The organism is Flexivirga endophytica (assembly GCF_014640635.1).
GTDB lineage: Bacteria > Actinomycetota > Actinomycetes > Actinomycetales > Dermatophilaceae > Flexivirga > Flexivirga endophytica.
The window spans coordinates 428,493-453,864 of record NZ_BMHI01000001.1 but is presented as its reverse complement, the minus strand read 5'-3'; the positions used below and the strand labels follow the sequence as shown (position 1 = coordinate 453,864).

Below are 25,372 nucleotides of genomic sequence, written 5' to 3'. Positions count from 1 at the left end.
TCGCCGCGTCATCCCGGTGTCACGGCCCGGACGCCGGGGCGGCTGCCCGGACGGTCGCCAGCGCGCGGTCGAGCAGATCCGGGGCGTCATACGGCAGCCAGTGGATGCGTGGGTCCGGGCCGAACCACGACTGCTGACGGCGTGCGAACTTCCTTGTCAACGTCGCTGTTTCGGCCTGTGCCTGTGTTTCGGTGAGTATGCCGTCCAGTTGCTGCAGCGCCTGCGCGTAGCCGATGGCACGGCTGGCGGTGCGACCCTCACGCAGTCCGATGCGATCCAACCCGCGCACTTCGTCCAGCAGTCCGTCGTGCCACATGCGCTCGATGCGGACACCGATCCGGTCGTGCAACGTCGGTCGATCGATCTGCAGGCCGAGCATCACTGCCGGAGAGACGAATTCGCGCGTCGGCATGGTTGCGCTGAACGGCTCGCCGGTGAGTTCGATGACCTCCAGCGCGCGCACGATGCGGCGACCGTTGCTCGGGTGGATCTGTTGCGCTGCGGGTGCGTCCGACGAGGCCAGCTGTGCGTGCAGTGCCGGGGCGCCGACCGCGTCGAGTCGGGCCTCCCACCGGGCCCGAACCGCAGGGTCGGTGGGCGGGATCCGCAGGTCGTCCAGCGCAGCCCGCACGTAGAGACCACTGCCGCCGACCAGGATCGGCACCCGGCCGCGCTCGCAGATCCCGGCGATCACCTCGCGCGCATCCTGTTGGTATGCCGCGACGTTGGCCTCCTCGTGCACGTCCAGCACGTCGAGCAGGTGGTGCGGCACCCCTTCCCGCTCGGGCAACGTGAGCTTGGCGGTGCCGATGTCCATCCCCCGGTAGAACTGTGACGCGTCCGCGTTGACGATCTCACCGTCGACGGAGTGCGCGAGCGCGATGCCGAGGTCGGACTTGCCGGTCGCGGTCGGGCCGACGATCGCGATGATCGGGAGCGGGGGCGTCATACGACTCAGTCTGGCAAAGCCGCGGCTGCCGGCCGCGTGCACGCTCCTACGATGAGCCGGTGACCTCGCAACCCACCGTCGATCAGCTCGGTGCCCGCGTTCGCGGCGCCGCACTCCAGCGTGCGTTCGACTACTTCGCCGTGCAACAGCCGGACCGCGCCGACTTCGTCGCCGCCGCGGAGCGGATCTGTGCGGACCCCATCGCACTGGGTCGGATCGGCGAGGTCGTGGGCCGGCTGAGGGCGGGCATGGGGCGGATGCTCGCGCCGCAGCAGATGTTCCTCCCCGCCGCATTCGACCCGCAGGATCCGGACGAGCCGGTCGAGGCGCGCTTCTTCTACCCGGTGGCCTTCGCCGCGACGCTGCCGGACACCTTGGCATTCCATCGGACTCGTGCCATCCCCGACAGCGGCTCGCGCGCGATCCTTGCCGATGTCGGACGCCATCTGCGGGTCTTCGAGCGCACCTTCGGGCACACCGGACTCCATGTCCAGAACTGGATCTCCCTGCACTTGCGCGGCATGATCTTCGACTTCGGTCGGCTGCAGGCCGATCTGGAGGTGCTGGACGCATCGGCGGCCGTGGTGCGGACAGCGTGCCTGCCGGTTGTCACCGGATCCGTGGTGGCCGGCATACACATCCCTGACAGTGGTCCGCTCCGGCCGGCGGAGGTCGACGCGTCCCTAGCGCGGATGCAACCGTTCTTCGCGCAGCACTTCCCCGAGCTGCCGCCGATCTCGGTCGCCCGCTGCACCAGCTGGCTGCTCGACGAGCAGTTGCTCGAGCTGGTGCCGGACAGCAACATCGCACGATTCGGTGCGCGATGGCGGCGGATCGGTGCGCCGACGGACGGAGACGAGTCGGTGCGCAACTTCGTCTTCCGGCGTCCGTATGCCGACCCTGCCGACCTCACCGGTTCGACCCGGCTGGAGCAGGCGCTGCTCGCGCACTGGCGAGTCGGCGGCCACCTGCACCAGCGGTCCGGCCTGCTGAAACTGCCCGGGGCGGTTCCTTCCTGAGCCGGAGTGCGCGACAGTGGGGTCATGAGCACCGAGAACGACGACTACGACCGTGCGGAAGAAGAAGTCGCCACCGAGGAGGGCATGCCCCTGCTGCCCCACCGCGACGACTGGAACGAGCCGATCGAGGACGACGAGGACTGACCTAGCACCAATGGGGCCGAGCGTGGGTGAACCACGCCTGGGAACTACCCGCGAAGTCACCGCCAAAACGATGTGAGTTCTCTCCTACTGCCCTGCTCGTGGGCTCAGCCGGATCTACGTTCGGCCCGGCGCCCATCCCGCGCCACCCGCGAGTCCCAGGAGCAGCCACATGCCCAGATCCCGTTCCACCACGCGCGTCACCACGGTCGCCGGCGCTGGTGTCCTCGCGCTCGCCTTCGCGGCGAGCCTCGGCACCGGCGCGGCGCACGCCACGGACGCCGGCAACACCCGAGTGGCCGTGGCGGCCGGCACGAACGTCGCCGCCGTCCCGGGCGCGAAGGCGTTCGGCGACACCGATCCGAGCACTCCCGAGCAGGTGTCGTTCGTGCTGAAGGAACGCCACAAAGGTGCTCTCGACGCGCAGGTGGAGCACGGTGTGCGACACCAGCTGAGCGTGTCGCAGTTCGCTCACAGCTACGGCCAGAGCAAGCAAACGATCGACGAAATCAACTCGTACCTCGCGTCATTCGGCATCAAGACCACCGTGTATGCCGACAACGTCGACATCGCCGCCTCCGGCACCGCCGGCCAGTTCGACAAGGCGCTGGCGGTGCAGCAGCACGACTACAAGGTTCCGGCGCAAGGCGGGACCGGTGACTCCGGCCGGATCCCCGCGCAGACCGTGCACGGCACGAAGCAGCAGCCGAAGCTGCCGCGCAAGGTGGCCGACAGCGTGCTCGCGGTGCTCGGACTGTCCAACTACAGCCCGTTCGTCTCCCACGCCAAGCACGTCAACTCCGGGGTCCGTGCGAAGCAAGCGGCCACGAACAGTATCGACTGCACCGCTCTCACCGGCCTGCCCGGCGCCTGCAACACCCCCACCGACTACACACAACGCTATGGCCTGGCCAAGACCGAGCAGGCCGGCAACACCGGCGCCGGACAGACCGTCGGCATCGTGACCCTCGCCGCGCTCGACGAGGGCGCTCCGGAGTACTTCTGGTCGAACGTGATGCACCTGCCGGACACCGGTCGGGCCGTCACGGTGCAGAACATCGACGGCGGTCCCGGCGCGCCGAGCGACGCTGCAGGCACCGGTGAGACAGACCTGGATGTGGAGCAGTCCGGCGGCGTCGCACCGGGTGCGGACGTGACGGTCTACCAGGCACCCAACACCGACAACGGTTTTGCCGATGCGTTCTTCACCGCAGCCACCCAGAACACCGCCGATTCCGTGTCGGCCAGCTGGGGCGAGTCGGAGACGATCATCCAGGCGTCCGTCGCCTCCGGCGTCGAAACCCCGCAGTACCAGGCGGCTTTCGACGAAGCGTTCCTCGAGATGGCGGTCCAGGGTCAGTCCGTCTTCGCCTCCGCCGGCGATGAGGGCGCGTATGACGCGAGCCGCGACCTCGGCACCACGAACCTGTCGGTCGACGCACCCGCGGACAGCCCGTTCATCACGTCGGCGGGAGGCACGACGCTCCCCTGGTCCGCGACACTGACCAGCAGCAAGACCGGCAACTCCGCGCAGGTGTCCGTCACCGACGAGCGCGCGTGGGGCTGGGACTACCTGTGGTCACCACTGGCGAAACTGCACAACACCACCGAGGCCGCCGAGGCCATCAAGGAGATCGGCGGTGGTGGCGGCGGATACAGCACCCTGGAGACCGAGCCGTCATACCAGCGTCGCCTGGTGGGCAGCTTCTCCGCGGTGCCGTACCTCACGCCCACCGAATACCAGTCGGTCAGTGGCATCACCGAGCCGACGAACTGGAGCTTCACCGCTGACCCCGCGGTCACCACGGGTCACGGAACGGGTCGCGCCGAGCCCGACGTCTCGGCCGACGCCGACCCCTACACCGGTTACGTGCTCTACGAACCGAGCGCGGGTGCCGGCAACGAGTTGCAGGGCGGCTGGGGCGGCACCAGTTTCGTGGCACCGCAGCTCAACGGCAGTGCCGCTGTGATGGACCAGGCGCTCGGACACCGGGTGGGGTTCCTGAACCCGGCGCTCTACAACCTCGCCGCAGGGAAGAAGTCACCGCTGAACTCGCTGAACACCAGCGGAACCAGCAACGACAACCTCTACTACACAGGGACCGCGGGCACGCGCTACAACCCGGCCACCGGACTCGGCACACCCGACTTCGGCGGCATCATCGCGCAACTCCAGCACCGCTGACGCGCACGGCCTGTGGGTCGAAGGGGCCGACCCGCTGGGCGAGGCCGTCTCGAGACCGCAACACGGTGAACGGATTCCGCCGAGCAGCCAGTTAGGCCGCTCGGCGGATTCGTGTCTTGACCTTCAACCAGGTCGAAGGCCCACGCTCGTCGTATGACGAAACCAGTGGACCCCTGGGCGGCGGCCGCATGAGTGTCCTGGTCCACTTGTGCCGATCGTGCGGGCATCAGCAGACCTGGCACTCAGGCGGCAACGGCGGCTACACCTCGTGTCGTTGCTGTCGTGCCGATGAGTGCGATCCAGCACCGGAACCTGGTCTCCTGCAGACCCTTTCGTTCCCCGGCTGGCAGCTTGAGCCGCTGCTCGCTCCCGGCACCGTCCGCAATTCCGGGTCGATGCACGCCACGGAGTGTTGCGTCTGCGCCGCGTGCGTCGTCGCCTACGAGCGGCTGGTGAAGACGGCTCAGTCCGCCTGACGCTCAGCCAATTCGGTTGCCTACCGGTCCGATCTCCCGCACCCTTGGGTCGTGACCAATTACCTCGCGCTCAACCGCGCTAACTGGGACGACCGGGCCGCTGCACACGCCGTGAGCCCGGACTACGCCGTGTCCGAACTGATCGATGGCACAAGGCGATTGAGCGGTGTGGTGGCCTTCGACGAGGAGCGCCTGGGCGACATCCGCGGTCTCGAAACCTTGCACCTGCAGTGTCACATCGGCACCGACACGTTGTCGCTGCACCGTCTCGGGGCGCGGGCGACCGGCCTCGACTTCTCCCCTGCGTCGTTGGCAGAGGCACGGAGGATCGCGTCAAGTGCAGGGGCACCGATCGACTACGTCGAGTCGGACGTCTACTCCGCCCCGGAAGCTCTGGGCGACCGCACCTTCGACTTGGTCTACACGGGTATCGGCGCATTGTGCTGGTTGCCGTCGGCCGACCGCTGGGCACAGGTCGTCGCGTCGCTGCTGCGGCCCGGTGGCCGTCTCTTCATCCGGGAGGGTCACCCGATGCTGTGGACCTTCGAGGAGGACGGCTTGGAGCCGAATTACTCCTACTTCGAGCAACCCGAGGGCAATACCTGGACCGACGGCGGCACGTATGTCGCCACCGACCACGTGTTCACCGCGAACGCCGGGATCGACTGGAATCACGGGCTCGGCGAGATCGTCACCGCGCTGCTGCGCCACGGGCTGCAGCTGACCGGGCTCGTCGAGCACGACAGCGTGCCGTGGTGCGCGTTGCCCGGCCTGATGTCGGTCGACGAGCACGGCGAATGGCGCCTCACCGAACGACCCGAGCGCCTCGCCGCCAGCTACACCCTGCAAGCGGTCAAGACCTGACCGACCCCGCTCTCCCATACGGCGTCGGTCCTTGACCGGCGCCGTATTTGTATTATTTGCAAAGGAATTCATCATGCAGAAGATCAACGACCGGCTCTTCAACTGGGCCTCGCTGCTCGAGGGCAACACCCGGGAGCAGGCAGAGCTCACCGCGACGATGCCGTTCATCCACCCGCACCTTGCGCTGATGCCGGACGCCCACCTGGGGCTCGGTGCCACCGTCGGGTCGGTCATTCCGACCCTGCGGGCCATCATCCCGGCCGCCGTCGGCGTCGACATCGGCTGCGGCATGATCGCCGTCCGGACCCAGTTCTCCGTCGGCGAGCTGCCGGAGGACCGGTCCGTCATACGGCACAGCATCGAGCGGTCCATCCCCCTGTCGGCCGGTGGATACAACCACCGGATCACGCGGGAGCACACGCAGACTCGGCTCGACGCGCTGTCCGCGATGGCGCGGGACGCCGGATTCGACCCGGCGTCATACGCGAAGAAGTGGGATGTGCAGCTGGGGTCGCTCGGCTCCGGAAACCACTTCATCGAGATCAGCCTCGACGAGCAGGACCGGGTGTGGCTCTTCCTGCACTCCGGGTCGCGGGGTGTCGGCAACCGGATCGCGCAGCGGCACATCAAGGTCGCGCGGGAGCAGTGCGAGAAGTGGTGGATTCCGTTGCCGCACAAGGACCTCGCCTACCTGGTCGAGGGCACGCCGGAGTTCGGCACCTACCTGGCCGAGCTCCGGTGGGCGCAGCACTTCGCGCTGCTCAACCGGGAGGAGATGATGGACCGGGTCGTGCACGACGTGTCGCACTGGGTCGGTGAGCCGGTGGTGGAGCAGGAGCGGATCAACTGCCACCACAACTACACCGAGCAGGAGCGGCACTTCGGCAAGGATGTGTGGCTGTCCCGGAAGGGCGCCATCAACGCCGAGGCGGGGCGGCCGGGCCTGATCCCGGGATCGATGGGCACGGCGTCATACGTCGTCGTCGGCCGGGGCAACCCGGTCGCGCTCAACTCTTCTCCGCACGGGGCAGGTCGGGCCTACTCGCGGTCGGCCGCTCGGAAGAAGTTCACCGGCGACCAGCTGCGGGAGGCGATGGCCGGCATCGAGTACCGGGACACCGATGCATTCCTGGACGAGATCCCGCAGGCGTACAAGGACATCGACGTCGTCATGCGGGATGCTGCCGACCTGGTCGAGGTCCGGCACACCCTGCGGCAGATCGTCAACGTCAAGGGCGACTGACGTCCGGAACCACGCCGAGAGTGCAGTAGTGGTCGTTACCAGCGCCGGCAAACGACAGCTGCTGCACTCTCGGCGCGGCGTCAGTAGCGCAGCCCGATCCGGTCGTGGACGTCATCCAGAGTCCGCACCACGAGCTCGCGGGCACGCGCATTGCCTTGTCGCAGCACGCTTTCCAGGTATGCCGGGTCGGCGGCCAACTCGGCGCGGCGGGACCGGTGTTCCGCGAGACCGTCGTTGACCACGGTGGTGAGTTCCCGTTTCAGGGCTGCCGCTCCCCCGTCGCCGATGCGGTCGGCCACCCGCTCGGGCGCCTCGCCGGTGAACAGCCCGACGATCCGCAGCATGCTGGACACCTCCGGCCGGCCCTCCGGTGCGAAGGTGATCCGGCGCTCGGAATCCGTGCGGGCCTTGCGGATCCGCGTAGCGGTCTCGTCGGCCGTCATACCCAGGGAGATGCCGTTGCCCCGACTCGTCGACATCTTCCGGCCGTCGAGGCCCGGGACGACCGGCAGATCGGTCAGCAACGCGTCCGGTGCGCGGAAGTACTCCTCCCCGGCGGCGTAGCGACTGTTGAAGCGTCGCGCGATCGCCCGGGTCTGCTCGACGTGCGGCAGCTGATCGCGGCCCACCGGCACGACGGTCCCGTGCACGCCGAGGATGTCAGCGGCCTGATGCACCGGGTAGGTCAGCAGCAGCCCGGAGAGCGGACGGCCGTCGGTGGCGGCGAGCTCGTCCTTCACCGTCGGGTTTCGTCGCAGCTCCGCGTCGGTCACCAGGGACAGGAACGCCAGGGTGAGCTGCCCGATCTCGGGCACCGCCGAGTGCGCGAAGATCGTGGACCGGGCCGGGTCGATGCCCGAGGCGAGGTAGTCGGCCAGCTGCCCCAGTGTCGCCGCCCGCACGTCGCCGACACTGTCCCGGTCGGTGATCACCTGATAGTCCGCGACCAGGACGATCGTCTCGATCCCCTTGTCCTGTATGGCGACTCGCGACTGCAACGTGGCAAAGAGGTGCCCGATGTGCAGCGGACCGGTCGGCCGATCCCCGGTCAGCACGCGGAGGTTCTCGCGACCACGCGCCCGTGGGTCGTCGATCAGCTCGTGCAGGGTCGCGCTGCGGGCGTGGCTCGCGGCATACGAGGCGTCGGTGTGCAGCTCGGTGTCGAGCGGAGTGTCATCGAGAGTGGTCATGGTGCGCTCCTTGTCGGTTGATGCCCGGCCGGGAGCGCCATACGAAAAGAGCCGCCCGACCGGGCGGCTCTGGTGGAAAACGGGTTTCGTCAGCGGGCCGCCGGGGAAGGCGACCACCATGCGGTGCTGACGATGTGCATGAAACAAGCCTAGCGCGCTGTCCGGCGGGCACGACGCGCGACCAGCACCGCGACCGCGAATCCGAGCGCCAGAAGCACACAGACATACGCCACGGAGGCGTTCCAGCCGCCCGCCGCGTAGGCGAGGCCGGAGCAGGCGCCGAGTGCCGAGCTGCCGGCGTAGTAGGCGAAGAGATAGAGCGCGCTCGCTTCGGCGCGGTGCTGTCGGGCGAGTAGACCCACCCAGCCGCTGGCGGTGGCGTGTGCGGCGAAGAAGCCTGCGGTGAACAGCAAGACGCCGACCAGTAGAAGTGGCAGGTTGTTCGGCAGCGTCAGCGCCAGACCCGCAGCCGAGACGATCTCCGCGGTGAGCAGCGTCTGCGAGCGGCCGAAGCGATCGGCCAGCCGACCGGCGCGGACGACACGGTACCCGACAGATACATGAGGAACACCGATCCCGCGACCGCCTCGGACAGGTTGAACGGCGCTGCCAGCAAACGGAATCCGAGCATATTGTAGACCGACACGAAACCGCCCATCAGCAAGAACGCCGTCGCGAAGAGTCCGAGCAGTGCCGGTGTGCGCAGGTGTTCGCCGAGCGCGCGAGAGGTCGTGCGCAGTCCGACAGGTTGTGACTCGAAGTAGCGGGAAGCCGGCGCGAGTCGGACGAAGACGACGGTGAATCCGAGGGCAACGAGGGCAGCGATCTCCAGGGCCCATCGCCAGGTGGTGGCGTCGAGCGAGAAGGAGGCGACCAGCCGCCCGGCCAGACCGCCGATCGTCGTGCCGGCGATGTAGCGGCCCATCGCGGCGCCGAGATGCTTGCGGTGCACCTCCTCCGCCAGATAGGCCATCGCCGTGGCGGGGACACCCGCGAGCGCGACCCCTTGGAGCGCTCGCAGCACGACCAGCACTTGCATCGACGGCGACCACGGGAGTACCAGCCCGATGACGGCCGAGGCCACCGCGGAGACGGTCATCACGCGGGTCCTGCCGAAACGTTCGGACAGCGCGCTCGCCGGGATGATCGCGAGCGCGAGCAGACCGGTGGTGGCCGACACGCTCAGCGCGGACACCGCAGGGCTGACGTTGAATTCCGTTGCCAGTGAAGGCAGCACAGCCTGTGCGCAGTACATCGCAACGAACGTCGTCATACCCGCGGCGAAGAGCGCAGCAGTGATCCGCCGGTAGCCGGCATCGCCACGGCGGTATCCGGCGGCTGCGGGGGTCTGCTGAACTGTTGTCACCGGATCCATGTTGGCGTGCCGCGACGTCATACGTAAATGAATCTCTTCTCGTATTGTTATGCGTCTGCGCTATAAAGTGCTCGCATGCGTGATGCCGTGCGATGGTTCGTCGTCCTCGCCGAGGAGGAGAACGTCACGGCTGCCGCGGCGCGCCTGCGCATCCCGCAGCCGACGCTGTCCCGGCGACTGGGTCGCCTCGAGAGACAGCTCGGCACGACCCTTTTCGACCGCAACGGGAAACGGCTGCGGATCAACGACGCCGGCCGCGTGTATGCCGAGCACCTCCGCCGGGCCGACGCGGAACTGACCGCAGCCGAGCAGGCAGTCCGCGAATTGCAGTCGCACGGACCGCGCGTGGTGCGGCTGGGGTTCCTGCATTCGTTCGGGACCTGGCTCGTGCCGGACCTGATCCAACGCACCCGCGAGGCGGACCCGGGTGTTCGGTTCGAATTGGTGCAGGACGCCGCCGAGACGATCACCTCGGCCGTGGTGGCCGACGACATCGACCTCGGCATCGTCTCGCCCCGACCGCGGGATGCGCCGGTGAGCTGGCGCCTGCTGCTACGCCAGGAGGTCCACCTCACCGTGCCGTCGACCGATCCGCTGGCGCGGCGCCGCTCCGTCGGGTTCGCCGAGGTACGCGACCGCGAATTCGTGGCCATGGCAACTGGTTTCGGTATGCGGCAGCTGCTCGATGAGGCGTGCGCTGCGGTGGGCTTCGAGCCACGTATCACCGTGGAGTGTCAGGAACTCGACACCGTCGCCGGCCTGGTCGCAGCGGGCATCGGCATCGCCCTGCTGCCCGAGTCCCCCAACCGGCAGCTGCCGACCGGTGTCACCGCGTTGCCGGTCACCGGCATCGACGCCGCCCGGGAGGTCGGCCTCATCTGGGCGCGTGGGGCTGCGCTGTCCGAGCCGGCCCGGCAGGTGCGGGCGCTGGCGACGTCGCCGTGAAGAATCCGTGACTGGACGGTTGACGAAACATCTTTGAGAGAGTTCTATCGATACATCACTCTCATTGGAGGCCGGATGACCAATCGCTTGAACGATGTCGAACTCGACGCTCACGGTGCGCGGGCACTGGCCCATCCGGTACGCCTCGCGATCCTCGCGAAGCTGCGCGCCGTCGGATCCTCTACGGCCAGTCAGCTGGCCCCCGATGTCGGGGCGAGCCCGTCAGTCACCAGTTGGCACCTGCGCCACCTCGCCGAGCACGGACTGGTCGAGGACGATCCGGCCGACCACGGCGGGGGTCGGTCCCGCTGGTGGCGCGCTGTCGGCTCAGGTTTCCGCTTCCAGGTCGACCCCGACGACCCGGAGCCGGGTCTCGCACTCAGCGACGCCATCGAGGCCTCCGAGGGTGGGCTCGTCGAGCGATGGCGCACGACGCGCTCCTCGCTCGCTCCGGAGTGGCTCGCAGTGTCGGGCCGATACAACACCCGGATCCACGCGACGCCGAAGGAGATCGCCGCGCTCGACGACGCGATCGAGGCGTTGTTGGCGCCGCTGGCCAGGCGCCCCTCGTCCGACCGTCCTGCTGACGCGCGACCGGTGCGGATCCTTCGATACACCATGCCGGAGGCGGTCGACGATGACGATCACAGGCACGGATCAGACTGACACCGCACGCATCTGGCGCGACCGCGGGTTTCGCACGTATTGGACCGGCTACGCCGTTTCCGCGCTCGGCGATCAGGTCTCGGCCCTTGCGCTGCCCCTTGTCGCGGTCGTCGCGTTCGACGCCTCGGCTGCGGAGGTCAGCCTGCTGACCGCCCTGCTGTGGTTCCCACAATTCTTCTCGCTGTTCGTCGGCACGTGGGTCGATCAGCACGGTCGGCAACAGCACCTGCTCATCGCTGCGGACCTGGGCCGTTGCCTCGGCGCCGCCGCCGTTCCGACGGCCTACGCGTTGGGCGGATTGAACCTCGCGGTGCTCTACGGGTGCGCGATCGTGCTCGGCTCCGGCAGCGTGCTCGGCGGGTGCTCCGGACAGAGCTTCTTCGTCCGCCTGGTGCCGAGAACCCAGTATGTCGAGGCGCATTCGTTACTGTCGAGCACCCTGTCGATGGCCGCACTCCTCGGTCCGGCCGCGGGCGGCGTCCTGATCCAGGCGCTCAGCCCGGCGGATGCAGTGGCGGTCGACGCCGCAACCTTCTTCGTATCGGCGATTGCGATCAGCCAGGTGCGCACGCGGGTCCCGGCCGCCGCGCCGTCCACGGGCGACGCGTCCTATCGCCGACGCCTCGGCGAAGGTGTCCGCTACCTGTTCGGCCATCGCTACCTACGCGCCAGCCTGATTGCATCGACCGCGATGAATCTCGGCGACTTCACCGCCCGAGCGGTCCTGATCCTCTTCGCCACACGCGACCTGCAGATGAGCCCGGGCAGGATCGGACTCGCACTCAGCGTCGGTGCGGTCGGCGGGTTGACCGGCGCATTGACGGCCGGCCGGTTCGCCGCGCTGATCGGCACCGGACCGGCCATGGTGATCGGCGGCGGACTGAGCGTTGTCCCGTATGCCGCGCTCGCCGTATTGCGCGGTCCGACAACGGGTTTCGTGGTTCTCGCTGGTGGCGCGTTCGTGGCAGCGTGGGCGGTGTTGCAGTTCGACATCAACAACAACTCGGTGCGCGCCACCGTCACCGACGATGCATTGCGCGGGCGGGTCGCGGGCGCCTACTCGATGATCAACTACGGCTCACGACCGATCGGGGCGCTCTTCGGCGGCTTCATCGCGACGACCATCGGCACCCGTGCCGCCTTCGTCGTGGCCGGAGCGTTCGGGATCCTTTCGGTCGCGCTCATGGTGCGCTCACCGATGTCGCGTGTCCGATCGATCGAAACCGTTGCCGAGGGCGAGTCCTGGCAGCGTTGATCTCGATCTGCTCCTCGGGCGGGCTCCCAGGTTGGGCGATCGGCGTCGGAAGTCAGTTGCAGCCGCAACCATCCGCGACGGGCGTGGTCGCGGGAGCGCCGATGGCCGGCATACCGAGTGCGACGGCCGGCTTGCGGGTCGCACCGTCGGTGGCCTGATCCTGCAACGCTTCCCAGGCGTTGCCGCCGCGAGTGCGGCGCACCTCCCAGGTGCCGCCCTCTGCTCCGGAGTCGGCGACCAGGTGGTGGGGCGCGGCATACGTGACGCTGACGGTGACCAGGTCACCCGGACGCGGCCGGTCGACACCGTCGGGGACGGCGAAGTGCACCAGCCGGTTGTCGCGGGCACGACCGGACATGCGATGGGTCGCGGCGTCCTTGCGACCTTCGCCCGGCGACACCAGCACCTCGACGGTCTCGCCCTCGAGCCGGCGGTTCTCCGCCCAGGAGACTTCCTCCTGCAGCTCGATGAGCCGGTCGAAGCGTTCCTGCACAACGGCTTTCGGGAGCTGGTCGGGCAGGTCCGCAGCGGGCGTCCCGGGGCGGATGGAGTACTGGAAGGTGAAGGCCGATGAGAAGCGGGACTCGCGCACGACGCGCAGCGTCTCGGCGAAGTCCTCCTCGGTCTCGCCCGGGAAGCCGACGATGATGTCGGTGGTGATGGCCGCGTCGGGCATCCGCTCGCGCACACGGTCCAGGATGCCGAGGAACCTGGTGGACCGGTAGGATCGACGCATCGCCTTCAGCACCCGGTCGGAGCCGGACTGCAACGGCATGTGCAACGACGGCATCACGTTGGGTGTCTCGGCCATCGCGTCGATCACGTCGTCGGTGAACGCCGCCGGGTGCGGCGAGGTGAAGCGGACCCGCTCCAGGCCGTCGATCTCGCCGCAGGCCCGCAGCAGCTTGCCGAACGCGAGCTTGTCCCCGAACTCCACGCCGTAGGTGTTGACGTTCTGGCCCAGCAGGGTGATCTCGACGACGCCCTGCTCGACCAGCGCCCGGATCTCGGCGAGCACATCGCCGGGGCGACGGTCCTTTTCCTTGCCGCGCAGCGACGGCACGATGCAGAACGTGCAGGTGTTGTTGCAGCCGACCGAGATGGAAACCCAGCCGCTGTATGCCGAGTCGCGCCGCGTCGGCAGCGTGGACGGGAAGGTCTCGAGCGACTCGCGGATCTCGACCTGTGCCTCGGCGTTGTGCCGCGCCCGCTCCAGCAGCACCGGCAGCGAGCCGACGTTGTGCGTGCCGAAGACGACGTCGACCCAGGGTGCCCGCTTGACGATGTCGCCCTGGTCCTTCTGCGCGAGACAGCCGCCGACGGCGATCTGCATGCCGGGGTTGGCGTCCTTCGCGGGACGCAACTGCCCGAGCTGTCCGTAGAGCTTGCCGGCGGCGTTCTCGCGGACCGCGCAGGTGTTGAAGACCACCACGTCCGGCTGCTCCGGCCGGTCTCCGAAGGCTAGGCCGGAGCGGTCGACATACCCCGCGGTTTCCAGCAATCCGGCGATGCGTTCGGAGTCGTGGACGTTCATCTGGCACCCGTGGGTGCGCACTTCATAGGTCTTCAGATCACCAGTCATGACCGTCCAAGGGTACGGCGTCGGCCCGACACGCCCGGAATCGCCGCCGCCCGGCACGCGATACACCTGCGGCGATCGTCCGCCAGGGCTAGGTTCGGACGGATGAGGCTGCGTGTTCTGCTCGCCGCACTGGTGGCGATGTTGGTGTCCCTGACCTTGACCGTCCCCGCCCGGGCCGCGACAGCGCCCGAGAACCCCTGGCTGCAACGCCGGGTGATGAACATGGCGCACTCCGGAGGTGAGGACGAGGCGCCGATGAACACCATGTATGCGTTCAAGCGAGCGGTGCGGCTGGGCGCCGACGACATCGAGCTCGATGTGCAGTCGACCAAGGACGGGCACGTCGTCGTCATCCACAACGCGACCGTCGACCAGACCACCAACGGCCACGGCTACGTGGTCGACAAGACGCTCGGGCAGATCAAGCAGCTCGATGCGGCGTACTGGTTCGTGCCGGGTCACAGCGCCGAGCACGGGCAGCCCGCGAGCGCCTACCCGCTGCGCGGTGCCCGCCACGGCCACCCGAAGGTGCCGGGTTACCAGAACAAGGACTTTGAGATCCCGACGCTGAAGAACGTGCTGCAGCGTTTCCCGAACACCCCGATCAACATCGAGATCAAGGGCACCTCCGACTCGGACGTCGCGTCATACAAGCGCACGGCCGCGCTGCTCGCCGCCCTGCTCGACAAGACGGGTCGCACGGACGTCATCGTCACGTCGTTCAATGACGAGGCGCTGGCCTACTTCCACTCGCTCGCTTCGCAGATCCCGCTCGCGCCCGGCCAGAACGAGTTGCTGCAGTACTTCCTCTTCGGCGTGCGGCCGATGGCCGGCACCGTGGCGCTCCAGGTCCCGGTGACCTATTCCGGGATCCCGGTGGTGACGAAGTCGTTCGTCGCGCGGGCACATGCCGACGGGTATGCCGTGCACGTGTGGTTCAGCGGCACGGCCCCTGACGACGCAGCCACCTACAACGCGATGATCAATGCCTGCGTCGACGGTCTGATGCCGGCCAAACCGACGTTGTTGGAGTCGATCCTGGATTCCCGCGGGATCGAGCGGCCGGGGCAGCCGGGGGTCGATCCCTGCGCGGACTGACGGCTCACCGCCGGCGCAGCTGCGGGAATCGCAGCGCGATCGCCGGACACACGATCAGTGCCAGCCCGGCCGCGATGCCCATCACCATCCTGCTGGGGGTCGCGAACGTCAGACCGAGCCAGATCGCCTCGCCCACTGCGACAACGCCGAGCAGCATGGCCATCAAGGCTCCGGATGCCTTGCCGCGCAGGCAGTTTTGCCCGGCCCACAGGCCCACCACCGTCGACGCGATCTGCAGGGCCAGGAAGAGGTAGAACAACCACGAAGTGGTCTGGAGGAAGTCGGCCGAGATCTGGTGCAGCCCCTCCTCACCGCCCTGTGCGGCCACGAAGAGACCGAGGAAGCCGACCAGCACCATGATCCCGCCGAGTGTGGCCACGGCGCTGCCCGCACCGATGAATGCCAGCACCGCGGAGGCCGTCCACCAGCCCTGCCCCGGTGCACTCACCGGTGGCGGCACCATCGGCACACCCGGACGCCACTGCGGCATGCCCGGTCGCCATTGCGGAGCGGGCGGCCACTGCTGAGGAGGTATGGCGCCCTGCCCTCGCCACTGCATCCCGTCCACCTGCTGAAGCTGCGGTCGGCCCGGCGGTGGCGGCTGTTGCGTCCGTGGTGGGATCGGACCTTCTGACGATGCGTTCATGCCAGCGAAGCTAATCGACCGTAGTGCCGAAAAGCCGTTGTCCACAGGCAGACTCTCGATCGGGACAGCGTTGACTCAGAAGACCTTGCCGGGGTTGAAGATGCCCTGCGGATCCAGCGCCGCCTTGACCGCGCGCTGCATCGCCATGATCTCCGGGCCGAGCTCACGGGCCATGCCGGGCATCTTCAACAGGCCGACTCCGTGTTCACCGGTCACGGTGCCACCGAGCTTCAGGCACTCGTCGATGATGCGGTCGAAGGCGGTCTGCGCACGCTCCCGCTCCTCGTCGTCGTCGCGACCGGCGACCATCAGCGGGTGCAGATTGCCGTCTCCGGCATGCGCGACGCTCGCGATGGTGATCCCCACCTCCGTCGAGATCTGCTCGATCCGGCGCAGCATCTCCGGCACGTGTTCCTTGGCCACCACGATGTCCTCGGTGAGCAGCGGGCCCTTGCGTTCCATCGCCGGGTAGGCCAGCCGCCGCGCGGCCATCATCGCGTCGGACTCCTCGGCGTCCGAGGTCTCGGCGACGAAGGTCGCTCCCCCGGTCTCGAAGGCGGCGACCATCTCCCGTGCCGCTACCACGCCCGCTTCGCCCGGCTCGTCGACCTTGCCGATCAGCACGACGTTCGCCTCGGACGCCAGGCCCATGCCGGTCATCTCGTCGACGGCCTCCAGGCAGATCCGGTCGACGATTTCCAACGCGGACGGTGTGAGTCCCCGGGCTGCCACATCGCGCACCGCGACACCGGCATCGACGATGTTGTCGAAGTATCCGAGCACCGTCCGTCCCGGATCGGGCAACGGTCGCAGTTTCACGGTCACCTCGGTGACGATGCCGAGCGTGCCCTCGGACCCGACGAACAGTGCGGCGAGATCAAGACCCGCGACCCCCTTCGCCGTACGCCGCCCCAGCCGCACGACCTCGCCAGTGCCGGTCACCACCTGGAGACCGATCACGTAGTCTCGCGTCACGCCATACTTCACACAGCAGACGCCGCCGGCGTTGGTGGCGACGTTGCCGCCGATGGTCGACCACGGCGAACTGGCCGGGTCCGGCGGGTACCAAAGTCCTTGCTCCGCAACGGTTTTACGCAGGTCATCGTTGACGACGCCGGGCTGCACGACGGCGATGCGTTCAAGGGGGTTGACCTCGAGCACGGCGTTCATCTTCTCCAGGCCGACCACGACGCAACCCTCGGTCGAGTTGGCGCCGCCGGACAGGCCGGTGCCCGCACCGCGCGGCACCAGTGGCACGTGGTGCTCCAGCGCCCAGCGCACGGTCTGCTGCACGTCGTCGGTGCTCGTCGCACGCACCACAGCGAGCGGCACGCTGTATGGCGCCCACTCCGCTTCGTCGTGGACGTAGGACCCGATGACGTCGGGATCGGTCAGCACCCGGGAGCGGTCGAGTCGGTCGATGAGATCGTCGATGGCGGACATGGCACTCACGCTAGTGCGGGTCTCGCACCCGGATCAGCGCGGGACGAGCGTGATGCCGATCGCGGTGAAGAGCCCACCGGCGATCCGGTCGATGGTCCGTTGCAGTCGCCGGTATGCCGCGACGACCGGCTGCGATCCGGCGCACCAACTGACGACGGCGAACCACCCGACGGCCATCGCCAGCATCACGCTCAGCACCGCGACACGGACGCCGACACCCTCGTGCCGAGGCATCAACGTGGCGAAGAGAGCACCGAAGAAGACAAGCGCCTTCGGATTGGCCACATTAGTGAAAAGGCCCAGTCGCCAATAGTTTCCGGTGCTCGGCCGCCGCTCCTGTATGGCGCCGTGGCCGGCCTTGCGCGCCGACCACAGGATGTGGACGCCATACCCGATCAGCAGCACCGCACCCACGCTGCGCACGACGAGGTAGAGGTGCTCGTAACGCGCCAGCAGCGCGCTCAGCCCGCACATCGCGAGCGTCGCCCAGCAGGCGATGCCGGACACGACCCCGAAGCCGACCCGCATTCCCGCCGACCGACCTTGTGCAGCCGAAGTGCGAAGCACCGCAAGGAAATCCGGTCCTGGACTGATGACGGCAACGAGCCACGCGAGCAGAAGTGGGAAGACGAGGAACATACGGATCATCCGTTCAGAGGCTGACCGGCGAGGCAATGAGGACGGTGAGGTCCGCCGGCTCGGAGGTGGTTCGGTAGGAGTGCGCGGTGTCGCCGGGGAACGCCAGCAGGTCGCCGGGGCCGAGTTCGACGAGATCGCTCGTCGGCCCTGCGGACAGACTCCCCGACGCGACCACGAGATGCTCGAGCGTGCCGGTCGCGTGTGGGACCCCGTCGAACTCGGTGTGCGCGGGGAGCCGGAGTCGCCAGATCTCCACCTGGTGACCCCCGCTCACCCTGCGCAACAACTCACGATGCGGTCCCGAGGTGTCAGCGTCTGTCGCGCGCACGATGTGCGCGCCTGCGTCGTCGGTCTCCGCGAGCAGATCGGCCAGCGGCACGCCCAACGCGACGGCGACCGCGTCGAGGGTGTCGATCGTCGGATTCGCTCGCCCCGACTCCAGGCCGGACAGCGTGGCCTTGGACAGGCCGGCGCGCCGGGCGAGCTCAGCGGCGGACATACCGCGTTGGTCGCGACGCAGGCGTAGCTGCGTTCCCACGGACGCTGCGAGCGAGGACGGCGGCATACCGTCCACTATATCGAACGTCCAGTTCATTTCAATATGTCTACAGCAGCCCGACCACGACGAAGTCGTCGCCGTTCTGCCAGGCCGTGCCGACTTCGGCGCATCCCGCGTCCTGCAGCGCACGTCGCACATCGGACAGCGACGCCACCCGTTGCCGGCGACGATCCTCACTGGTCTGCAACTGTTCCGCCGCCCGGCGCTGCACGAGCGCCCGCAATTCCGGCGCCTCGGCCACTGCATCCCACCATGCCCCCCAGTCCTCGGCATCGACGCGTCCGGCACGGCACGCGGCGCCGGCTGCCACGTCTCGTCGCACGGCGTCGAGCCGGGGCGTGTGCTCCGGCTCGTAGAAGTGATCTCCGTCGACGAAGACCCCGCCCGGCGCGAGGTGCCGGATTGCCTCGTCTGCGACAGCCGCGAAGTCGTCGGCGCCGAGCCAATGGAGGGCCGTCGTGCTGACGAACGCATCCGGCGCGCGGTCCAGCCCCAGCCGCCCGCACCAGCCTCGTTCGGTGAGGTTCTTTTGCACCACGCTGAAACCGTCGCTGCCGTATGCCGATTCGGCGAGTCCCAGCAGCAATGGGTCCATGTCGACCCCGACCACCGTCGCAGCGGGAAGCCGCTGCAGCAGCCGATGGGCCAATGACCCCGGGCCGACACCGAGGTCGACGACCAGGGGGTCCGGGCGTCCGACTGCCGCCTCGACGACGTCGACAATCACCTCGAAACGTTCTTCCCGGTCCACGAAGTAGGTGGCCTGCTGGTCGTCCCACCGGCGCAGCCAGCCGAGTGCCGATTCCTTGTCGATCTGTGTTGTCATGCATCGATCCTCCGGCCCGACCAGGGGTCAGCGGTAGATGCGGATCGGCGCCGATCGGTCATAGGCTTGGCCTATGCCATCCGTGCCTGAAGTAGATGACCTACGGCTTGTGCGGGAGGTGCTGCGGGCGGGTTCCGTCGGCGGCGCGGCACGCGGCATGCGGATCACCCAGCCGTCGGCCAGTGCCCGACTCGCCAGGCTCGAACGGCGGATCGGCATCGAACTGTTCGAGCGGGACACCACCGGCGCCAGACCGACGACGGCCGGCGCCGAACTGGCCCGCCAGGCCGACCACATCCTCGGCCATCTCGAGGGCGCGTTCGGCGCGGCTCGCGCCGCCGCGTCCGACCGTCCGCTCGTCGTCGGCAGCTTCGCCAGCCTGACCTCGTTGCTCTTTCCCGCGCTGGACGCCCTACTCCCCGAGGTTGCGATCGAGCAACGCCAGGACCACGGTCCGACGCTGGTCCAGTGGGTCGCCGAGGGCACGATGGATGCCGCCTTCGTCGCGATCGCGGACCAGGTCACCTTGCCCAGTGGCGTGGTGGCGCACCCGATCGGCCTCGACCCGTTGGCGCTCTTCCGTGCGGCCGGGGTGCAGCCGATGTCCAGCGGCCGTATGCCGCTGCGCGACCGACCGGTGATCGTCTCGACGTTCGACCTGCGGCTGGACGAACTGCTGGACCGACTGCAGCGCCTCGGCGCGGATGCCCGTCGCGGCGTCACCCTTGCCACCGCGATCTCGATGGCTCGCCGTCGTGGCCATCTCGCGGTGTTGCCGCGCAGCGCTGTCGCGATGGATCTGCATCCGGATGAGGCGATCGACCGACTGCCCTTCCGTATGTCGGTGCAGCTGACGATGATCACCGGACGGCGGCCCGACCCGCGACTGCTCGGGATCACCGGCGCCCTGCGCAAGGAGCTCGGCCTGCGTCCCCCTGCGCGGCGATCATCCTCGGACTGATCATCTACTATTTGCGCATGCATGCAAGTACGCAACCGCCGGCGTGGGGCGATGACGTCGTCACTCTTGCGGTCGAGGTTTTGCGGATGCTGGCCGATCCGACCCGCCTGCAGCTGGCCGGGCTCCTGCTCGATGAGGAGCAGTCGGTCTCTGAGCTGGCAACCCAGCTGGGCAAGCCGGTGCCGGCGGTCTCGCAACATCTGGCCAAGATGCGGATGGCGCGACTGGTGACGACGCGCAAGGTGGGCACCTCGGTGCTTTACCGGGTCGAGAACGGCCACGTGCGCCAACTCGTCATCGACACGATCGGCCACGTCGAGCATCTGCTGGACGACGTGCCCGCCCATCATCGGGCCGAGGGAAGCGCGTCATGACGACGGGGCAGCGCCAGTCGCAGCACGACCACGAAAACCATGGGCATGGCCGCCAGGGGCACGGCCACCAGGACGCGCATCACCACGACCACGACGATGAGCATGAGCATGGGCACCTCCACGACGCCGGGCTGCTCGGTCGGATCCGGCACGCGGCCTCGGACATCTTCGGCGCGCACTCGCACGACGCGGCCGACCAGGTCGACGACGCGCTCGAGGCCGATGCCCGTGGCCGCCGAGCACTCTGGATCAGCCTCGCGGTCCTCGCGGCCACCGCACTGCTGCAGGGCATCGTCGTGCTGTTCACCGGCTCGGTGGCCCTGCTCGGCGACACGATGCACAACGTGGCGGACGCGGCGACCGCCGTACCGCTGCTGGTGGCGTTCGGGCTGGCGCGGCGGCCGGCGAACTCCCGCTTCACGTATGGCTATGGCCGTGCGGAGGACCTGGCCGGCCTCTTCGTGGTCGCCATGATCACCCTCTCCAGCGTGCTGGCCGGATGGGAGGCGATCGATCGCCTGCTGCACCCGCGCGAGATCTCCTACCTGTGGGCGGTCGCCGCTGCCGGAGTCATCGGATTCGTAGGGAATGAAGTCGTTGCGCGTTATCGGATCAGGGTCGGTCGACAGATCGGCTCGGCCGCACTCGTTGCGGACGGATTGCACGCTCGGACCGACGGATTCACGTCGTTCGCCGTCGTGCTCGGGGCAGTCGGCGCTGCCGTCGGCTGGAAGTGGGCCGACCCGGTCGTCGGGCTGCTGATCGCCATCGCGATCCTCGGAGTGCTGCGGTCGGCAGTCAAGCAGGTCGGTGCCCGGTTGATGGATGCCGTCGACAGCAGCCTCGTCGAGCGCGCACAGACGGCGATCATCGGAACCGACGGTGTACGTGACGTGCGCGAGCTGCGGCTGCGCTGGATCGGTCATGCGCTGCAAGCGGACGCAGACGTCGTCGTCGACCCTGACCTGACCGTGTCGGAGGCGCATGACATCGCGCACGATGTCGAACGACGGCTGAGCACGCAGGTCCCACGGCTCACCCTTGCGGTGATCCATGTCAGCCCGAAGGGAGCGCACCATACCGCGGCCTGAGCGACCTCAGTCGGGTTGGTGCTCCGGTGCGTCGGCGATCGCCTCGCGGATCACCGACCAGGCGATCGATGACGAATAACCTTTGCGCGCAAGCATTCCCGCCAATCGCCGAGCTTGGACCGTCGCATCCAACCCGTGCATCGAGCGCAGCTTCTTGTCGACCAGCGCCTGGGCACGCTCCCGCTCGTCATCGTCGTCGATGCTCTCGAGCTGCTCGTCGATGACCTCGGAGGCGACCCCCTTGCGGCGCAGCTCCTGACTGATCCCCTGTCGACCCAGGCCTCGACGTGTCTGCTGGGACTGGATCAGGGTCGCAGCATAGGCGGCGTCGTCGACCAGTCCGACCTCCTCCAACCGGTCGAGCACGGTCGCGGCGATGTCGTCGTCGCAGCCGCGCTCGCGCAGCTTGTCGGCCAGTTGTTTGCGGCTGCGCGGCGCCGAGGTGAGCTGACGCAGCGCGATGGTGCGCGCCACGTCGTAGGGGTCTGCGTCGTCACCCGCCTTGTCGAACGGCGGCTCGCGGTCATTGCGCGCCTGTCGTGCGGTGCGGCGCCCGCGGTCGCTCGTCGCTGCGCGGGAGCGGCGCTTGGCCGGCCCGGTGCGTGAGGGGACGGCACCGTCGCTCGCATCGGCACTGCTGGGTGGCCCGTCTCGGTCGCCGGAGCCGGCCCACGGACCGACGATGACTTCCGCCGGGTCGACGAAGTCCGGCGGCGAATCCGGTGCACTGTCAAAGGGATTCATGGCTGCGGAGCCTCTCGCCATACGGAAAGGTCGTCTCGGCCACCGAAACGCCCGATCGGTGGCCGAGACGAGGATCAGAAGTCGACTGCGGCAGCAACCGGCGCAACCGCCGGCGCGTCAGTCTCCTCGGCAGGCTTGTCGACCCGTGGCCCGACGCCCAGCTTCTCCTTGATCTTCTTCTCCAGCTCGTCGGCCAGGTCGGGGTTGTCCCGCAGGAAACCGCGCGCGTTCTCCTTGCCCTGGCCGAGTTGGTCGCCCTCGTAGGTGTACCAAGCGCCGGCCTTGCGCACGAAGCCCTGCTCGACACCCATGTCGATCAGGCCACCCTCGCGCGAGATGCCGTGGCCGTAGAGGATGTCGAACTCCGCCTGCTTGAACGGCGGGGACACCTTGTTCTTGACCACCTTGACGCGGGTGCGGTTGCCGACCGCGTCGGTGCCGTCCTTCAGCGTCTCGATGCGGCGCACGTCCAGCCGGACCGAGGCGTAGAACTTCAGCGCCTTGCCACCGGTCGTCGTCTCCGGTGAGCCGAACATGACGCCGATCTTCTCGCGCAGCTGGTTGATGAAGATCGCGGTGGTGCCGGTGTTGTTGAGTGCACCGGTGATCTTGCGCAGCGCCTGAGACATCAGTCGCGCCTGCAGACCGACGTGGCTGTCGCCCATCTCGCCCTCGATCTCGGCGCGCGGCACGAGTGCGGCGACGGAGTCGACCACGATGATGTCGAGCGAACCGGACCGGATCAGCATGTCGGCGATCTCGAGTGCCTGCTCACCGGTGTCGGGCTGGCTGACCAGCAACGCGTCGGTGTCGACGCCGAGCTTCTTGGCGTATTCGGGGTCGAGCGCGTGCTCGGCGTCGATGAAGGCCGCGATGCCGCCGTTGCGCTGCGCGCTGGCGACGGCGTGCAGGGCGACCGTGGTCTTACCGGAGGACTCCGGACCGTAGATCTCGACCACGCGACCGCGCGGCAGTCCGCCGATGCCGAGTGCGACATCGAGCGCGATGGCGCCGGTGGGGATCACGTCGATCGGCGGCCGGATGTCATCGCCCAGACGCATGACTGCGCCCTTGCCGTGGGCCTTCTCGATCTGGGAAAGGACGGTGTCCAGCGACTTGAGTTTGTTGTCACCGGCGTTCGCCGTTTTTGCTGCCATGTGCGGCACTCCTTCAAAGAGTTCGTAGGTGGGTCGCGTCCACCGGCGACCGTCCGCAGCCCGTCAGTGCAGCTCGGGCTTTGGAACGTGTCAGACGCTAGGCCCCCGCACCGACAACCCGATCTGTCATGTCCATGCACTGTGGACAACGGGTCGTCGTTCGAGGACTTGTGGATGAGCCTAACGCAGTTTCCCGAACATCCGTACGAAGGTTTGCGGCGTGGCGTGTCGCTCCTCGACGAGACTCCTCAGGGGTGCAGATGCGCGCCCTTGAGGATCTTGTCGACGCCGTTCTTCGGCCCGTGCACCGCGATCCCGACCAGGTTCAACTCCTCGCCCGGCACGTCCGCGGTGGCCGCGCGATTGGCGGCGTCATACCCGGTCTTGAACATCTCCTCGGTGTAGATCGCCGGGCGCAGCCCACGAGAAACCGCGCGATTGCGTGCGTTGGCGAGGTCCCGTGCGCCGCCCTCAAAGACGAGCACCGGCATACCGAGCAACCGCAGGTAGGTCCCCCCGTCAGCGTCGCGGTAGGACTCCCCCACCAGCTCCGGGTTCGCGGCCGCGATGCCCGTTGCCAGGAAGGCCGTGACATTCATCCGCTGCCAGGCGGCAAGGTCGTCCCGCAGCAGGATGGCGACCTTCGTCGCGAAGGGCGGGGTCAGCAGGTCGGAGGTGGTCTCGTGCTCGGTGACGTCATACATGCCGTCATCGTGTCGGTGGTCATCGCCACTGGTCTTGTACGAAATTGATCCGATGCCGTCGCCGTCAGCGCCCGTCGCCGTCAGCGCCCGTTCTCCAGCACACGAATGACGGTCTTTCCGCTGTGGCGTGCAGTCGAGGTGAAGCTGGCGACAGCGTCGTCGAGGCTCACGATCTTTCCGATGTTCGTGCGCAGCCGCCCGTCGCGCACGCGTTGGACGATCTCGGTCAGCCCAAGGCGGTCAGCCTCGACGACGAAGTCGATCGCGAGGCCGTCCGTCGGGCGAGCTTCAACCGGCCCGACGACGGACACGAGCGCTCCACCGGGTTTGATCAACGGCGCGGAGTTCTTCTGCACGTCGCCACCGATCACGTCGAAGACGAGGTCGACGCTGCCGATGTCGGCAAGCGTGTCGCTGTCCAGGTCGATGAACTCCTGCGCTCCGAGATCGAGCACCTTCTGGCGATCGGCACCACGTCCGGTGCCGATGACATATGCCCCGGCCTCTCGGGCGAGCTGGGTCACCATCGCGCCGACAGATCCGGCTGCTCCGTGGGCGATCACGGTCTGCAAGTTGCCGGGGAGATCACTCCACTCAGGAACGCATTGCAGGCTGCCATCGACCATGTTGAGATGTTCTGCACTCACGCAGCCGACTCCGTATGACGGCGCTACGGGCCGAGGTGCGGAAGCGACGAACACCACCGAGGAGAGCTCATGCCCATCAAGTTCGAGAACGTCGGCATCGCCGTGCGCGATCTGGACGAGACCATCGCCTTCTTCTCCGATCTCGGCCTGAGCGTTCTCGGACGCGACACCGTCAGTGGGAAATGGGCTGACACTGCTGTCGGGCTCGACGGAAACCACGCCAAGGTCGCCGTACTTCAGACGCCGGACGGCAACGGTTGCCTGGAACTATTCGAGTACATCCATCCCGACGCCATCGAGACCGAGCCGACCCGACCGAACGAGATCGGAATGCACCGCGTCGCGTTTTCGGTGGACGACGTCGACGAAGCGGTGGCGATCGCACAGCGGCACGGCTACCACCCGTTGCGCGGCGTGGCGACCTACGCGGACGTCTACAAGCTGACGTACGTCCGCGGCCCCAGCGGGATCCTGGTGATGTTTGCCGAAGAGCTCAAGAAGAGCTGATCCGGGATGCGGCCGGGTCGGCCGCGCCGCGCTTCTCGTGAGGTCTCCGACGCTCAACCGGACGCATTCTCGGCACCCTGGCCGGT

At 68.0% G+C, this 25,372-nt stretch carries 26 protein-coding genes; 12 read left to right on the top strand and 14 right to left on the bottom strand.

What is annotated here, in order from left to right; genetic code table 11:
- Nucleotides 1-19 precede the first annotated feature (19 nt).
- A complete protein-coding gene (miaA, locus tag IEX71_RS02125) occupies nt 20-949 on the bottom strand; it encodes a tRNA (adenosine(37)-N6)-dimethylallyltransferase MiaA (RefSeq protein ID WP_188835300.1) in 930 nt (309 codons plus the stop codon).
- A gap of 59 nt (nt 950-1,008) precedes the next feature.
- Here miaA and IEX71_RS02120 point away from each other — a divergent pair, with 59 nt between their 5' ends.
- The 4 genes from IEX71_RS02120 (at nt 1,009) to IEX71_RS02105 (ending at nt 6,877) form a co-directional block, all read left to right on the top strand.
- The gene (locus IEX71_RS02120) at nt 1,009-1,968 is read left to right on the top strand and encodes an acyltransferase domain-containing protein (RefSeq protein ID WP_188835299.1); all 960 of its coding nucleotides are present in this window, start codon (nt 1,009-1,011) and stop codon (nt 1,966-1,968) included.
- Nucleotides 1,969-2,281: 313 nt separating this feature from the next.
- Nucleotides 2,282-4,294 (top strand): S53 family peptidase, encoded by a 2,013-nt coding sequence (locus IEX71_RS02115; RefSeq protein WP_188835298.1) that lies wholly within the window; start codon nt 2,282-2,284, stop codon nt 4,292-4,294.
- Between the two features lie 527 nt (nt 4,295-4,821).
- Nucleotides 4,822-5,634: a class I SAM-dependent methyltransferase gene (locus IEX71_RS02110; RefSeq protein ID WP_188835297.1), complete on the top strand. Its 813-nt coding sequence runs from the start codon at nt 4,822-4,824 to the stop codon at nt 5,632-5,634.
- A 73-nt stretch (nt 5,635-5,707) separates the two neighbouring features.
- The gene (locus IEX71_RS02105) at nt 5,708-6,877 is read left to right on the top strand and encodes an RtcB family protein (protein WP_188835296.1); all 1,170 of its coding nucleotides are present in this window, start codon (nt 5,708-5,710) and stop codon (nt 6,875-6,877) included.
- A gap of 80 nt (nt 6,878-6,957) precedes the next feature.
- Here IEX71_RS02105 and trpS read toward each other — a convergent pair whose 3' ends face one another.
- The 3 genes from trpS to IEX71_RS02095 all read right to left on the bottom strand — a co-directional run bounded on the left by trpS (nt 6,958) and on the right by IEX71_RS02095 (nt 9,433).
- Nucleotides 6,958-8,067, bottom strand: coding sequence for a tryptophan--tRNA ligase (gene trpS / locus IEX71_RS02100; protein ID WP_188835295.1), 1,110 nt, complete (start codon nt 8,065-8,067; stop codon nt 6,958-6,960).
- Nucleotides 8,068-8,216: 149 nt separating this feature from the next.
- Nucleotides 8,217-8,546: a hypothetical protein gene (locus IEX71_RS22370; RefSeq protein ID WP_229749476.1), complete on the bottom strand. Its 330-nt coding sequence runs from the start codon at nt 8,544-8,546 to the stop codon at nt 8,217-8,219.
- Entirely contained in the window at nt 8,519-9,433 is a 915-nt protein-coding gene (locus IEX71_RS02095; protein WP_229749384.1) for an MFS transporter, read from the bottom strand. Before IEX71_RS02095 ends, IEX71_RS22370 begins: the two co-directional genes overlap by 28 nt.
- 84 nt (nt 9,434-9,517) lie before the next feature.
- On the opposite strand from IEX71_RS02095, the gene IEX71_RS02090 reads away from it, so the two are divergent.
- The 3 genes from IEX71_RS02090 (at nt 9,518) to IEX71_RS02080 (ending at nt 12,308) form a co-directional block, all read left to right on the top strand.
- Nucleotides 9,518-10,387 (top strand): LysR family transcriptional regulator, encoded by an 870-nt coding sequence (locus tag IEX71_RS02090; protein ID WP_188835294.1) that lies wholly within the window; start codon nt 9,518-9,520, stop codon nt 10,385-10,387.
- Between the two features lie 75 nt (nt 10,388-10,462).
- On the top strand, nt 10,463-11,053 hold the full coding sequence (locus IEX71_RS02085; protein ID WP_188835293.1) for an ArsR/SmtB family transcription factor: 591 nt from the start codon (nt 10,463-10,465) through the stop codon (nt 11,051-11,053).
- Nucleotides 11,025-12,308, top strand: a complete 1,284-nt coding sequence (locus IEX71_RS02080; protein ID WP_188835292.1) for an MFS transporter — start codon at nt 11,025-11,027, stop codon at nt 12,306-12,308. The genes IEX71_RS02085 and IEX71_RS02080 overlap by 29 nt, the downstream gene beginning before the upstream one ends.
- 52 nt (nt 12,309-12,360) lie before the next feature.
- On the opposite strand, the gene miaB is transcribed toward IEX71_RS02080, so the two are convergent.
- Nucleotides 12,361-13,890, bottom strand: coding sequence for a tRNA (N6-isopentenyl adenosine(37)-C2)-methylthiotransferase MiaB (gene miaB, locus IEX71_RS02075; protein ID WP_188835291.1), 1,530 nt, complete (start codon nt 13,888-13,890; stop codon nt 12,361-12,363).
- 102 nt (nt 13,891-13,992) lie between these two features.
- Between miaB and IEX71_RS02070 the strand changes: the two genes are divergently transcribed.
- Nucleotides 13,993-14,988, top strand: a complete 996-nt coding sequence (locus IEX71_RS02070; RefSeq protein ID WP_188835290.1) for a glycerophosphodiester phosphodiesterase family protein — start codon at nt 13,993-13,995, stop codon at nt 14,986-14,988.
- A 4-nt stretch (nt 14,989-14,992) separates the two neighbouring features.
- On the opposite strand, the gene IEX71_RS02065 is transcribed toward IEX71_RS02070, so the two are convergent.
- The 5 genes from IEX71_RS02065 to IEX71_RS02045 form a co-directional block, all read right to left on the bottom strand.
- Nucleotides 14,993-15,547 carry a hypothetical protein gene (locus tag IEX71_RS02065; protein WP_188835289.1) on the bottom strand — a complete coding sequence of 185 codons (555 nt, stop codon included), beginning with the start codon at nt 15,545-15,547 and terminating at the stop codon, nt 14,993-14,995.
- Nucleotides 15,548-15,709: 162 nt separating this feature from the next.
- On the bottom strand, nt 15,710-17,077 hold the full coding sequence (locus tag IEX71_RS02060) for an FAD-binding oxidoreductase (protein ID WP_188835288.1): 1,368 nt from the start codon (nt 17,075-17,077) through the stop codon (nt 15,710-15,712).
- Nucleotides 17,078-17,110: 33 nt separating this feature from the next.
- Nucleotides 17,111-17,716 (bottom strand): LysE family translocator, encoded by a 606-nt coding sequence (locus IEX71_RS02055; protein WP_188835287.1) that lies wholly within the window; start codon nt 17,714-17,716, stop codon nt 17,111-17,113.
- 13 nt (nt 17,717-17,729) lie between these two features.
- Nucleotides 17,730-18,311 carry a helix-turn-helix domain-containing protein gene (locus IEX71_RS02050; RefSeq protein WP_229749383.1) on the bottom strand — a complete coding sequence of 194 codons (582 nt, stop codon included), beginning with the start codon at nt 18,309-18,311 and terminating at the stop codon, nt 17,730-17,732.
- Nucleotides 18,312-18,321: 10 nt separating this feature from the next.
- Entirely contained in the window at nt 18,322-19,101 is a 780-nt protein-coding gene (locus IEX71_RS02045; RefSeq protein WP_188835286.1) for a class I SAM-dependent methyltransferase, read from the bottom strand.
- Between the two features lie 73 nt (nt 19,102-19,174).
- Here IEX71_RS02045 and IEX71_RS02040 point away from each other — a divergent pair, with 73 nt between their 5' ends.
- Genes IEX71_RS02040 through IEX71_RS02030 form a run of 3 tightly spaced genes read left to right on the top strand, consistent with a single transcriptional unit; the run spans nt 19,175 to nt 21,527 of the window.
- Entirely contained in the window at nt 19,175-20,062 is an 888-nt protein-coding gene (locus IEX71_RS02040; protein WP_188835285.1) for a LysR family transcriptional regulator, read from the top strand.
- Between the two features lie 17 nt (nt 20,063-20,079).
- Nucleotides 20,080-20,436 carry an ArsR/SmtB family transcription factor gene (locus IEX71_RS02035; protein WP_188835284.1) on the top strand — a complete coding sequence of 119 codons (357 nt, stop codon included), beginning with the start codon at nt 20,080-20,082 and terminating at the stop codon, nt 20,434-20,436.
- Nucleotides 20,433-21,527, top strand: coding sequence for a cation diffusion facilitator family transporter (locus IEX71_RS02030; RefSeq protein WP_188835283.1), 1,095 nt, complete (start codon nt 20,433-20,435; stop codon nt 21,525-21,527). Before IEX71_RS02035 ends, IEX71_RS02030 begins: the two co-directional genes overlap by 4 nt.
- Before the next feature lie 6 nt (nt 21,528-21,533).
- Here the strand turns inward: IEX71_RS02030 and IEX71_RS02025 are convergent, their stop codons facing one another.
- The 4 genes from IEX71_RS02025 to IEX71_RS02010 all read right to left on the bottom strand — a co-directional run bounded on the left by IEX71_RS02025 (nt 21,534) and on the right by IEX71_RS02010 (nt 24,779).
- Nucleotides 21,534-22,271, bottom strand: a complete 738-nt coding sequence (locus IEX71_RS02025) for a regulatory protein RecX (RefSeq protein ID WP_188835282.1) — start codon at nt 22,269-22,271, stop codon at nt 21,534-21,536.
- Nucleotides 22,272-22,345: 74 nt separating this feature from the next.
- The gene (gene recA / locus IEX71_RS02020; RefSeq protein WP_188835281.1) at nt 22,346-23,428 is read right to left on the bottom strand and encodes a recombinase RecA; all 1,083 of its coding nucleotides are present in this window, start codon (nt 23,426-23,428) and stop codon (nt 22,346-22,348) included.
- 248 nt (nt 23,429-23,676) lie between these two features.
- Nucleotides 23,677-24,132 carry a DUF2000 domain-containing protein gene (locus tag IEX71_RS02015; RefSeq protein WP_188835280.1) on the bottom strand — a complete coding sequence of 152 codons (456 nt, stop codon included), beginning with the start codon at nt 24,130-24,132 and terminating at the stop codon, nt 23,677-23,679.
- An 80-nt stretch (nt 24,133-24,212) separates the two neighbouring features.
- Entirely contained in the window at nt 24,213-24,779 is a 567-nt protein-coding gene (locus tag IEX71_RS02010; RefSeq protein ID WP_229749382.1) for a zinc-binding dehydrogenase, read from the bottom strand.
- Between the two features lie 69 nt (nt 24,780-24,848).
- Between IEX71_RS02010 and IEX71_RS02005 the strand changes: the two genes are divergently transcribed.
- Complete coding sequence (locus IEX71_RS02005) at nt 24,849-25,286, top strand: VOC family protein (RefSeq protein ID WP_188835279.1); 438 nt, start codon at nt 24,849-24,851, stop codon at nt 25,284-25,286.
- Nucleotides 25,287-25,372 lie beyond the last annotated feature (86 nt).